Raw genomic sequence first — 11,626 nt, 5'->3', positions numbered from 1 at the left:
ACCCGGCCAGCACCGCCGGTCGGCGGCACCCTCGCGGTCGCCGCCCGGGTCAGCCGAGTTCGGCCAGCACCGGGCGGAGCGCGACGGCCACGTCGGTGGCGGTCACCGGGCCGTGCCGGGCCGCCTCCCGACCGGCCAGCCCGTGCAGGTACGCGGCCAGCGCGGCGGCCCGCTCGGCGGGCAGCCCGGCGGCGAGCAGCGACCCGAGCAGCCCGGCCAGCACGTCGCCGGTGCCCCCGGTGGCCAGCGCCGGGGTGCCGGTCGGGTTGACGTACGCCCGCCCGGCCGGCGTGCCGACCACCGTGCGGTTGCCCTTGAGCAGCACCACGGCGTTCATCCAGGCGGCCAGCCGCAACGTCGCGCCGACCCGGTCGGCCCCCGGTTCCTCGCCGCAGAGCCGGGCGTACTCCCGGTCGTGCGGGGTCACCACGATCGGCGCGTCCCGGCGCCGCAGCCGGTCCGCCATCGAGCCGTCCACCAGCATGGTCAGCGCGTCCGCGTCGAGCACCACCGGCACCGGCGCGGCAAGTACAGTGCGCAGCTCGGCGGCAGCCTCCGCACCGGTGCCGAGCCCGGACCCGCAGACCCACGACTGCACCCGCCCGGCATCGGCCACCCGCCCGGTGGCGATCACCGACGGATGATGGTGCAGCACCTCGGCGGCGGCGGTGCCGGCGTACCGGACCAGTCCGGTCGGGCCGGCGAGCGCGCCGGCGACGGAGAGCACCGCCGCGCCCGGGTACGTCGCCGAACCGGTGGCCAACCCCACCACGCCCCGGACGTACTTCTCCGACTGCGGGCCGAGCCGGGGCCAGCCGTCGACCACGTCCGACCATTCCGTGACGTGCAGCGCCGGGGTGCCCCGCAACCAGGGGTCCAGCCCGATGTCGACCAGCTCGACCTGGCCGGCGTACGCCGCCGCCTCCCCCACCACCAGGGCCGGTTTGAGCGCACCGAAGGCCACCGTCACGTCGGCGCGCAGCGCGACCGGCCGGCCAGCGGTGTCCCGGGGCACGTGGCCGGTGTCGACCTCGACCCCGCTGGGCACGTCCACCGCGACCACGGTGGCCCGTCCGCCGTCCCGGCCGACGACCTCCCCCAGCCGTTGCACCAGCCGCGCGGCCGGCTCCCGGAGCCCGCCGGTGCCGCCGATCCCGACGATGCCGTCGAGCACCAGGTCGGCCCGGGCGGGCAACTCGTCGACGGTCCGGCCGCCGGCTGCCCCCAGCGCGGCGAGCCCGTCGGCGTGCGCCCGGTCGGGAGTGAGCAGCAGCGCCTCGACCGCCGCGCCCCGGCGGGCCAGGTGGGCCCCGGCGAAGAGCGCGTCGCCGCCGTTGTCACCGCTGCCGACCAGCAGCAGCACCCGGCTGCCGTACACGCCGCCCCGGTCGGCGAGGAGCAGCGCGCAGCGCCGGGCCAGCCCGGCGGCGGCCCGCGCCATCAGGGTTCCCGCCGGCAGGGTCGCCAGCAACCCCGCCTCCGCCGCCCGTACGTCTCCGACCCGCCACACCGGCCTCATGCCCACCCCATCCTGTCGGCCCGATCGTCCCACTTCCGCCCCGGCCGGCGCCGGACGTCGCACGACCGGCCAGCAGCCGCCGCCTTGCTCGTACGCTCCGTCCAGGGTCGGTCGCGCGGAGGCTAACGGTCGGCCCCGCCGCAAGCAACACCTGTGGACAACCGGCAGGCCAGGCCCTCGCCGGTTGTCCACAGGTGGTTCCACGACCGTTCCACCGGCCCTAGCGTCGACGCACGTCGGGGTCGTCGAGCGGGAGGTGTTCTGTGGACGAAGCACACGAGCCGGGTGGGCCGCCCCTCACCGTCGACCTGCCGGCGCTGCGCGCCGCCGCCGGCCGGCTCGCCGACGAGGGGTACCCGTTGGGACACGGGCTGGCCGGGGTGCCCGGGTTGGCTCTCGCCGAGCCGAGGTGGCGCACCGCACGGGCCCTGGCCGACCTGGAGTCCGCGGTACACCGCTGGTTCGGGGCGCTCGGTGGCCGGGTGGCCGACACCGCGACGGCGGTCCGCACCGCCGCCGACCAGTACGCCGCGACCGACGAACGGGCGGCCCGCCGGCTGCCCACGCCGACCCGGTGAGCGGTGGGTACGCCCGGCTCTGGGCGGCCGACCCGGCGGCCTGGGCGCACTGCGGCGCCGCGTGGCGGGGTGTGAACGCGCTGGTGGACCGGCGGGCCGTCGGGCTGTCGGCCGGGGCCGTCCGGCTGCGGGATGCCTGGGTGGGCTCTGCCGCCGGGGCGGCCGGCGACCGGCTCGCCGCCCTGCGTGCCGAACTGCTCTCGGTTTCCCCGGTACCGATCGAGGTCGACCAGGTCCTCGCCGAGTTCGCCACCCGACTCCGGCAGGCCCGGGCCCGGCTGGCCGACGCGGTCACCCGGATCGACACGGCCGGGCTCCGGATCGACCGGGAGGGCCGGGTCACCGTGCCTGCCACGGCCCCTGCCCCGCCCGGGGCCACGGTGGGCCGGGAGGCGGGGCCGGGTCGGGCCGGTCGGCCGGTGGACCGGGCGGCCGAGGCAGCCCGGCTCTCGGCGGAGATCGGCGACGCGCTCGCCCTGGCCGAGCTGGCCGACCGGGAGGCGACGGCCCGGTTGGGCGAGCTGACCACCGCCGCGCGGACCGGTTGGGTGACGCCGCCGCCCGCGTACCGACCGCCGCCGGGGGCCCCACCGGAGGTGGTCCGGCGCTGGTGGGCCGGCCTGACCCCGGCCCAGCGTCGCTGGCTGGTGGTGCACGAACCGACCCGGGTCGGCGGGTTGGACGGGGTGCCCGCAACCGCGCGTGACCAGGCGAACCGACTCCTCCTCGACGACCATCGGGAACGGCTCCTGGCCCGGCGACGGGAGCTGCTGCGCCACACCCCGCCCGGGCCGTCCGAGCTGGCTGGGCTGACCCGGATCGACGCCACGCTGGGCGGCCTGGCCGCGCTCACCGACCGGCTGGCCGCCCCCGGCACGGCCGACTCGCCCCGGGCGTACCTGCTCGGGTTGGACCCGGCCGGCGATGGCCGGGCGGTGGTCGCGCTCGGCAACCCGGACCGGGCCGACCGGGTGCTCACCTATGTTCCCGGGATGACCGCCGACCTGGCCGACGCCGACGGGGAGTTGGGCCGGGCGGCCCGGGTGGCGGCGCGGGCCACCGCACTCGATCCTGGCGGGGAGACCTCGGCGGTGCTCTGGTTGGACTACGACGCCCCGGACTTCGTCCACGAGGCGTACCGGAGTCGGCAGGCCGACGACGCCGCCACCGGACTGCACCGCTTCCAGGAGGGCCTGCGCCTGACCCACGAGGGGCCGCCGGCCCGGCAGACCGTCCTCGGACACAGCTACGGTTCGCTGGTGGTCGGCACCGCCGCCCGGGAGCACGGCCTGGCCGCCGACGCCCTGGTCTTCGTCGGCTCCCCCGGCGTCGGGGTGGACCACGCCGCCGACCTACGCCTGCCACCCGGTCAGGTCTGGGCGAGCACCGCCGCCGACGACGTCATCGGCCTCGTCCGGCCGCCGGTCGAGCTGGCTGGCCGGGCAGCGGTCGGCGCGGTCCTACCGTGGCTGGCCGGGGACGTGGTCGGGCGCCCCGACGACGACCTCTGGTTCGGCCGCGATCCGACCGACCCGGGCTTCGGCGGACGCACCTTTCCCAGCGGTCGGTACGGCCACACCGGCTACTGGGATCCCGCCAACCCCGCCCTGGACAACATGGCCCACATCGTCCTAGGCCGCTAGCCTCCTCCACCCCATCCCGCCTTCGCGAGTTGACCAAGAAGGTCGCGTCAGGACCCGTCGGTGTCCCTGACGCGACCTTCTTGATCAACGCTCGCAGCTTGGCGGGCGCTACTCGACGGTGACGGACTTGGCCAGGTTGCGGGGCTGGTCGACGTCGTGCCCCCGGGCGGCGGCGATCTCGGCGGCGAGCACCTGCAACGGGACAGTGGTGACCAACGGGGCCAGCAGCGTCGGGGTGCGCGGCACGTAGATCAGGTGGTCAGCGTACGGGACGACGGCCTGGTCGCCCTCCTCGGCGATCACGATGGTCCGGGCCCCCCGGGCGCGCACCTCCTGGATGTTCGAGACGACCTTGTCGTGCAGCATGCCCCGGCCGACCGGGGACGGCACGATGCAGATCACCGGGGTGCCCTTGTCGATCAGGGCGATCGGGCCGTGCTTCAGCTCACCGGCGGCGAACCCCTCGGCGTGCATGTACGCCAACTCCTTGAGCTTGAGCGCGCCCTCCAGAGCGACCGGATAGCCGACGTGCCGGCCGATGAACAGCACGGTCGGTTCGGCCTTCAGGTCGCGGGCCAGCTCGCGGACCGGCTCGATCCGGTCCAGCAGCTCGCGCAGTTTGCCGGGCATCTGGTGGAGCTGCTCCACCACGGCGGCCACCTCGTCGGCGAACTTGACCCCGCGCACCTGGGCCAGGTGCAGGCCGATCAGGTAGCAGGCGACGAGCTGGGTGAGGAACGCCTTCGTGGAGGCGACGGCGATCTCCGGCCCGCCGTGGGTGTAGAGGACCGCGTCGGACTCGCGCGGGATGGTGGAGCCGTTGGTGTTGCAGATGGCCAGCACCCGGGCCTTCTGCTCCTTGGCGTGCCGCAGCGCCATCAGGGTGTCCATGGTCTCGCCGGACTGCGAGATCACCACGATCAGCGTGGACCGGTCGAGGACCGGGTCGCGGTAGCGGAACTCGCTGGCCAGCTCCACCTCGCAGGGGATCCGGGTCCAGTGCTCGATGGCGTACTTGGCGACCAGACCCGAGTGGTACGCCGTGCCGCAGGCAACGATAAAGATCTTGTCGACGTCACGGAGGTCCTGGTCGCTGAGGCGTACCTCGTCGAGCATGATCTCGCCGGTCTCGGTGAGCCGGCCGAGCAGGGTGTCGGCGACCGCCTGCGGCTGCTCCTCGATCTCCTTGAGCATGAACCAGTCGTAGCCGCCCTTCTCGGCGGCGGAGGAGTCCCAGTCGATGTGGAAGTCCTTGCCGCTGGCCGGCTGCCCGTCGAAGTCGGTGATCTCGATGCTGTCCGGGGTGATCAGGACGATCTGGTCCTGCCCCAGCTCGACCGCCTCCCGGGTGTGCTCGATGAACGCGGCGACGTCGCTGGCGAGGTAGTTCTCCCCGTCGCCCCGGCCGACCACCAGGGGCGAGTTGCGCCGGGCGCCGACCACCGCGCCGGGCACCCGGGCGTCCACGGCGAGCAGGGTGAAGGCTCCCTCCAGGCGCTGGCAGACCGTCCGCATCGCGGCGGCCAGCAGCGCGGGACCGTCGGGCTCACCAGCGGCGCGCAGCTCGGCCAGCGCGGCGGACAGCAGGTGGGCGGCGCACTCGGTGTCGGTGTCGCTGAGGAAGATGACCCCGTCGTCCTCCAGCTCGGCGCGGAGCTTGGCGAAGTTCTCGATGATGCCGTTGTGGATCACCGCAACCCCGTTGTCCGGGGAGAGGTGCGGGTGGGCGTTCCGGTCGGTCGGACCGCCGTGGGTGGCCCAGCGGGTGTGGCCGATGCCGGTAGTCCCGTCGCCGATGCCGGCGCCCTGGCAGCCGGTGGGGTCCGCGCTGACCCGCTCGGCCAGCACCTTCTCCAGGTTGGCCAGCTTGCCGGCCTTCTTCTCGGTCAGCAGCTCGTCGTCACAGACGACGGCGACGCCCGCCGAGTCGTAGCCGCGGTACTCCAGCCGCCGCAGCCCGTCGAGCACGATGCCGAGCGCCGGGCGAGCGCCGGCGTAACCCACGATTCCACACATGCCTCGCAGCCTAACCCAGCTTCACTCACCATGCCTGCGCAGAACGGGGGTTATCGCTCACCGAAGTTGAGCGATCTAGCCGCATTGCGGGATACAGAGGGACAAGTCACCGCCGTCCGGCCTGCCCCCGGAACCAGCACGACAAGCCACGCAGGCACCCGAACCGGGCACGGAAGACGGCCCGGACGAGCCAGGCAAGCGGCGGACCGGGCACGGAAGACGGCCCCGGACGAGCCACCCGAGCGGCGAAACGGGGGTGCGGAAGGCGGCCGGAACGGGGGCGTGGGGCACCGCCGGAAACCCGTAGGCTGGCCGACGTGACGACGACCACGAATGCCGATGTGCCGACGAGTGCAGATCCACTGGTGGCCCGGATGCGTCCGTTCGGTACCACCATCTTCGCCGAGATGTCCGCCCTGGCGGTGCGGACCGGCGCGGTCAACCTCGGGCAGGGCTTCCCGGACAGCGACGGTCCGCCGGAGATGCTCGCCGCCGCGGTCGACGCGCTGCGCGGCGGCCAGAACCAGTACCCGCCCGGCCCGGGAATCCCGGCGCTGCGTACCGCGATCGCCGCGCACCAACGTCGGTTCTGGGGACTGGAGTACGACCCGAACGGCGAGATCGTCGTCACGGCGGGCGCCACCGAGGCGATCGCGGCGGCGATCCTCGCCCTCTGCGAACCCGGCGACGAGGTGGTCTGCTTCGAGCCGTACTACGACTCGTACGCGGCCTCGATCGCGCTGGCCGGGGCGGTCCGCCGGCCGGTGACCCTGCGCCCGGACGCCGACGGCCGGTACGCCTTCGATCCGGACGCGCTGCGCGCCGCGTTCGGTCCCCGGACGCGGCTGGTCCTGCTCAACTCCCCGCACAACCCCACCGGCAAGGTCTTCACCCCTGACGAGCTGCGCCTGGTCGCTGAGCTGTGCCAGGAACACGGTACGTACGCGGTCACCGACGAGGTCTACGAGCACCTGGTCTTCAGCGACACCGGACACGTTCCCCTGGCCACCCTGCCCGGCATGCGCGAGCGCACCCTACGGATCTCCTCGGCCGGCAAGACGTTCTCCTGCACCGGCTGGAAGGTCGGCTGGGCGAGCGGCCCGGCGGCGTTGGTGTCGGCGATGCTGCGGGTGAAGCAGTTCCTCACCTTCGTCAACGCCGCGCCGCTGCAACCGGCGGTCGCAGTGGCGCTGGCCCTGCCGGACAGCTACTACACCGGGTTCGCCGCGGACCTGCGCCAGCGCCGGGACCAGCTCGTCGACGGACTCGCCGGGGCGGGCTTCGACGTGCTCACCCCGGAGGGGACGTACTTCGTCACCGCCGACATCACTCCGCTCGGCGGAACGGACGGGGTCGACTTCTGCCGCTCGCTGCCGGAGCGCTGCGGGGTGGTGGCCGTCCCGACCCAGGTCTTCTACGACGACGTCGCCGCCGGCCGCCCACTGATCCGGTTCGCGTTCTGCAAGCGACCGGAGGTGCTCACCGAGGCGGTGACCCGGCTGCGCACCCTCGCCACCGGCTAGGCACCGTGCGCCGGAGGTGATCCACACGGTGTGCGGCATGTCGGGGCTTCCGGCCTTCCGGAAGCCCCGACATGCCGCAACTCGAGTGGATCACCGACCAACTCGAGTGGATCACCGACCTCGGGCGGGGACGGTCAGGCGGTAGGGCTGGCGACGCGGACCTGCGCCGCGATGCGCTCGGCGACCTCCTGGGCGCTCTGCTGGGTGGCGGCCTCGACCATCACCCGCACCAGCGGCTCGGTGCCGGAGGGACGCAGCAGCACCCGACCGGTCTCGCCCAGTTCCGCCTCGGCCCGTTCGACCTCGGCGAGCACCGCCGGCGCGCCCGCGCCGACCGTCCGGTCGCCGACCGGCACGTTGATCAGCACCTGCGGCAGCTTCGTCACCGCCGAGGCCAGCTCGGCGAGGCTGCGGCCGGTGGCGGCCATCCGGGACATCAGGTGCAGTCCGGTCAGCACTCCGTCACCGGTGGTCGCGTACGCGGGCATGACGATGTGCCCGCTCTGCTCCCCGCCGAGGGCGAGGCCGGAGGCGCGCAGCTCCTCCAGGACGTACCGGTCACCGACCTTGGTCTCGACCAGCCGGATGCCCTCGCGGGACATGGCCAGGCGTAGGCCGAGGTTGCTCATCACCGTGGCGACCAGGGTGTCCTCGGTGAGGGTGCCGGCCTCGCGCATGGCCAGCGCGAGGATCGCCATGATCTGGTCGCCGTCGATCTCGTCGCCGTCGGCGCTGACCGCCACGCAGCGGTCGGCGTCGCCGTCGTGGGCGATGCCCAGATGCGCGCCGTGCTCGACCACGGCGGCGCGGAGCGCGTCGATGTGGTTCGAGCCGCACTCGTCGTTGATGTTCAGCCCGTCCGGCTCGGCGTTGATCGCGATGACCTCGGCTCCGGCCTCCCGGTAGGCGACCGGGGCGACGTCGGCGGCCGCGCCGTTGGCGCAGTCGACGACGACCTTGATCCCGTCGAGCCGGTGCGGCACCGTGCCGATCAGGTGCTGCACGTAGTGGTCGGCCCCGTCGAGCAGGTCGTGCACCCGGCCGATCCCGGCCCCGGTCGGCCGGTCCCAGGCGCCGGTGGCATGTGCCTCGACCGCGCCCTCGATCTGGATCTCGATGTCGTCCGGCAGCTTGTGCCCACCGGCCGCGAAGAGCTTGATGCCGTTGTCCGGCATGGGGTTGTGCGACGCGGAGAGCATCACCCCCAGGTCGGCCTTGGCCTCGGCGGTCAGGTACGCCACCGCCGGGGTGGGCAGCACCCCGACCCGGACCACGTTGGCCCCGGCGCTGGTCAGCCCGGCCACCACCGCGGCCTCCAGCATCTCGCCGCTGGCCCGCGGGTCCCGTCCCACCACGGCCAGCGGTGGGTGACTACGGTCCGACTCGGCGAGGGTGTGCGCGGCGGCCACCGCCACCGCCAGTGCCAGTTCGGGTGTGAGGTCGACGTTCGCCCGCCCGCGTACCCCATCCGTGCCGAACAACCGACCCATACCCGCCAACCTCCAGGAAACGGTTCATGCCAGGAATAGCGAAACGGCCGGTCCACCTCCCAGGAATCGAGGGGAGGCGGACCGGCCGTCCGTCAGACGTACAAGGTGTCGGCGCTGATCAGCGCTTCGAGTACTGCGGAGCCTTACGGGCCTTCTTGAGGCCGTACTTCTTGCTCTCCTTGACCCGGGCGTCCCGGGTGAGGAAGCCGGCCTTCTTCAGCGCCGGGCGGTCGTCGGGCTCGCTGACGATCAGCGCGCGGGCGATGGCCAGGCGCAGCGCGCCGGCCTGGCCGGTGGTGCCGCCGCCCCGCAGGTTGGCGATCACGTCGAAGGCCTCGGGCTTCTCGGCGGTGACCAGCGGGTCCTTGATGAGCTGCTGGTGCACCTTGCTCGGGAAGTAGGCCTCGAGGTCGCGGCCGTTGCAGGTGATCTTGCCGCTGCCGGGGACGATGCGCACCCGGACGATGGCCTCCTTGCGGCGGCCCACGGTCTGGATCGGGCGGTCACCGCGGGGCGCGCGGGCGACGGGCGCCGGCGCCTCGGCGGCCTCGACGGCAACCTCGGTCTCGGTGATGTCGGTCATGCTGCTTCCTTCGCCCGCGCTCACTGCGCGATCTGCTTGATCTCGAACGGCACCGGCTGCTGCGCGGCGTGCGGGTGCTCGGCGCCGGCGTAGACCTTCAGCTTCTTGATGAGCTGACGGCCGAGCTTGTTGTGGGGCAGCATGCCCTTGACGGCCAGCTCGATGGCGCGCTCCGGACGCTTGGTCAGCAGCTCGTCGTACCCGACCTGCTTCAGACCACCCGGGTAGCCGGAGTGGCGGTAGGCGATCTTCTGCTGCCGCTTGTTGCCGGTCAGCGCGACCTTGCCCGCGTTCACGATGACGACGAAGTCGCCCGTGTCGACGTGCGGCGCGAAAGTCGGCTTGTGCTTACCACGCAGCAACGTGGCGGCGTGGGTGGCCAGGCGGCCCAGCACGACATCAGAGGCGTCGATGACGTGCCACTGACGCTCGATCTCACCCGGCTTCGGGCTGTACGTACGCACAGGTCTACCTTGTCTCGTCGTCGGTCTGGGGTCGCGCGCCGAGGTGACCAGGGGTTCCAGGCCGGACCAGCGCGCACGAACGACCAAGCGTACCTGAAGCGGTACGCCGCTGAATGTCGTACAACAGCAGGCAACGATACCCGGCGGCCAGCGGGCGGGTCAAAACGGGGTCGGTCTCGCCCGCCGGCCGCCGGTCACGTGGCACGAATCACACTCCGGCGAGCTGTCGGCGGCCCGGCCGCAGGTAGACCAGCCAGGTCACCAGCAGACACACCGCGTAGCAGCCGATGAACGCCAGGTACGCGGCGTCCGCGCTCTGCCAGGTCAGGAACGACTGGCGGAAGGCGATGTTGACCAGCACCCCACCGAAGGCGCCCACCGCCCCGGCGATGCCGATCAGCGCCCCGGTGAGTCGACGCGCCCGGCGTTCGGCGTCGGCCGGGTCGAGCCGCCCGCCGGCCACCTCGGCCGCCGCCCGGGACCGGAAGATCGCCGGGATCATCTTGTACGTCGACCCGTTGCCGATCCCGCTGGTCACGAAGAGGGCCATGAACCCGGCCAGGTAGAGCGGCAGCGACCGCTGGCCGGCGGCGTACAGCACCAACGTCGCGCTGGCGGCCATCGCGGCGAAGTTCCAGAAGGTCACCCGGGCCCCGCCGTACCGGTCGGCGAGGTGACCGCCGACCGGACGGATCAGCGAGCCGACCAGCGGACCGAGGAAGGTCAGCCAGGCCGCGTCGACCGGGGTGGCGAAGCGGTCGGCGAACTCGATCTGGAGCACCTGGCCGAAGGCGAACCCGAAGCCGATGAACGAGCCGAAGCTGCCGATGTAGAGCAGGGACATCACCCAGGTGTGCGGCTCCCGGGCCGCCTCGCGCAGCGCCCCCGGCTCGTTGCGCGCCGCCGGCACGTTGTCCAGCCAGCGCGCCGCGGCCAGCGCCGCCAGCACGATCAGCGGCAGGTAGACCGCGGGCACCAGCCGGGGGTACGCGGCCCCCGCAGTGGCCAGCACCGCCAACCCGACCAGTTGCACGGCCGGTACGCCCAGATTGCCACCCCCGGCGTTGAGGCCGAGCGCCTTACCCTTGAGCCGCTCCGGAAAAAAGAGGTTGATGTTCGCCATCGAGGAGGCGAAGTTGCCGCCGCCGACACCGGTGAGGCAGGCCAGCACCATCAGCGTGGAGTACGACACGCCCGGTTCGAGCAGCACCGCCATCGGCACCGCCGGCACCAGCAGCAGCAGCGCGCTGACGATCGTCCAGGTCCGCCCGCCGAAGCGGGCCACCGCCAGGGTGTACGGCAGCCGCAGCGCCGCGCCCAGCGCGGCCGGTACGGCGGTGAGCAGGAACTTGCCGGCCGGGTCGATGCCGTACTCGGGACCGAGGAAGAGCACGGTCACCGACCAGAGGCTCCACACCGAGAAGCCCACGTGCTCGGCGAAGATCGACACCCACAGGTTGCGGCGGGCGACCCGCGCCCCGGTGACCTGCCAGAACTCCGGATCCTCCGGACGCCAGTCGTCGAGCCGGTGCCGGCGGCCCGGCTTCGCGGGGGCGTCGGTGACCGGCGCGGTGGAGAGGACGCTCACGCCACGGCTCCTTCTCGTCTCGGGGCGGGACGGGGGGAACGCTAGACGGAAGCGATTTCCCATCGGTGCCCGTCTCGCGTCGCCGCGGATACGGACGGCGCACGAGTCGGGCGGACCCGCCGTGAGAGCGGGGTGTCCCGGCGGACACCGCTGCTCGACGCGGTGTGTCCCCTTCCCGGGCGTCGACCGGCGCCGATCCGCTGCCCGGACCCGATGTGAGCG

The 11,626-nt window shown here is 73.3% G+C and carries 9 protein-coding genes; 3 read left to right on the top strand and 6 right to left on the bottom strand.

The window, feature by feature from the left end:
• Nucleotides 1-49: 49 nt before the first annotated feature.
• Complete coding sequence (locus tag GA0074692_RS29555) at nucleotides 50-1,519, bottom strand: NAD(P)H-hydrate dehydratase (protein WP_091650383.1); 1,470 nt, start codon at nucleotides 1,517-1,519, stop codon at nucleotides 50-52.
• 263 nt (nucleotides 1,520-1,782) lie between these two features.
• Here GA0074692_RS29555 and GA0074692_RS34340 point away from each other — a divergent pair, with 263 nt between their 5' ends.
• Together GA0074692_RS34340 and GA0074692_RS29550 are read left to right on the top strand one after the other, a co-directional pair.
• Complete coding sequence (locus GA0074692_RS34340; RefSeq protein WP_245730510.1) at nucleotides 1,783-2,097, top strand: hypothetical protein; 315 nt, start codon at nucleotides 1,783-1,785, stop codon at nucleotides 2,095-2,097.
• A complete protein-coding gene (locus tag GA0074692_RS29550; protein ID WP_141725440.1) occupies nucleotides 2,094-3,740 on the top strand; it encodes an alpha/beta hydrolase in 1,647 nt (548 codons plus the stop codon). The genes GA0074692_RS34340 and GA0074692_RS29550 overlap by 4 nt, the downstream gene beginning before the upstream one ends.
• 108 nt (nucleotides 3,741-3,848) lie before the next feature.
• Here the strand turns inward: GA0074692_RS29550 and glmS are convergent, their stop codons facing one another.
• On the bottom strand, nucleotides 3,849-5,756 hold the full coding sequence (glmS, locus tag GA0074692_RS29545) for a glutamine--fructose-6-phosphate transaminase (isomerizing) (RefSeq protein ID WP_091650375.1): 1,908 nt from the start codon (nucleotides 5,754-5,756) through the stop codon (nucleotides 3,849-3,851).
• A gap of 317 nt (nucleotides 5,757-6,073) precedes the next feature.
• Here glmS and GA0074692_RS29540 point away from each other — a divergent pair, with 317 nt between their 5' ends.
• A complete protein-coding gene (locus GA0074692_RS29540; RefSeq protein ID WP_281199063.1) occupies nucleotides 6,074-7,279 on the top strand; it encodes a pyridoxal phosphate-dependent aminotransferase in 1,206 nt (401 codons plus the stop codon).
• Between the two features lie 134 nt (nucleotides 7,280-7,413).
• Here GA0074692_RS29540 and glmM read toward each other — a convergent pair whose 3' ends face one another.
• The 4 genes from glmM to GA0074692_RS29520 form a co-directional block, all read right to left on the bottom strand.
• Entirely contained in the window at nucleotides 7,414-8,769 is a 1,356-nt protein-coding gene (glmM, locus tag GA0074692_RS29535; RefSeq protein WP_091650371.1) for a phosphoglucosamine mutase, read from the bottom strand.
• Nucleotides 8,770-8,887: 118 nt separating this feature from the next.
• Nucleotides 8,888-9,352 (bottom strand): 30S ribosomal protein S9, encoded by a 465-nt coding sequence (rpsI, locus tag GA0074692_RS29530; protein WP_091650368.1) that lies wholly within the window; start codon nucleotides 9,350-9,352, stop codon nucleotides 8,888-8,890.
• A 20-nt stretch (nucleotides 9,353-9,372) separates the two neighbouring features.
• Nucleotides 9,373-9,816 carry a 50S ribosomal protein L13 gene (gene rplM / locus GA0074692_RS29525; RefSeq protein ID WP_088982094.1) on the bottom strand — a complete coding sequence of 148 codons (444 nt, stop codon included), beginning with the start codon at nucleotides 9,814-9,816 and terminating at the stop codon, nucleotides 9,373-9,375.
• Nucleotides 9,817-10,024: 208 nt separating this feature from the next.
• Complete coding sequence (locus GA0074692_RS29520) at nucleotides 10,025-11,404, bottom strand: MFS transporter (RefSeq protein WP_245730509.1); 1,380 nt, start codon at nucleotides 11,402-11,404, stop codon at nucleotides 10,025-10,027.
• Nucleotides 11,405-11,626: the final 222 nt, after the last annotated feature.

Origin of the sequence: Micromonospora pallida, from assembly GCF_900090325.1 — a bacterium.
Classification (GTDB): Bacteria; Actinomycetota; Actinomycetes; order Mycobacteriales; family Micromonosporaceae; genus Micromonospora; species Micromonospora pallida.
The sequence above is the reverse complement of the archived record's forward strand: the minus strand, read 5'-3'. Positions and strand labels throughout refer to the sequence as shown.

What these genes read in the sequence shown, in the direction of transcription:
- rpsI (WP_091650368.1), bottom strand. Translation starts at nt 9,352, where the DNA reads ATGACCGACATCACCGAGACCGAGGTTGCCGTCGAGGCCGCCGAGGCG.
- glmS (WP_091650375.1), bottom strand. Translation starts at nt 5,756, where the DNA reads ATGTGTGGAATCGTGGGTTACGCCGGCGCTCGCCCGGCGCTCGGCATC.
- glmM (WP_091650371.1), bottom strand. Translation starts at nt 8,769, where the DNA reads ATGGGTCGGTTGTTCGGCACGGATGGGGTACGCGGGCGGGCGAACGTC.
- GA0074692_RS29555 (WP_091650383.1), bottom strand. Translation starts at nt 1,519, where the DNA reads ATGAGGCCGGTGTGGCGGGTCGGAGACGTACGGGCGGCGGAGGCGGGG.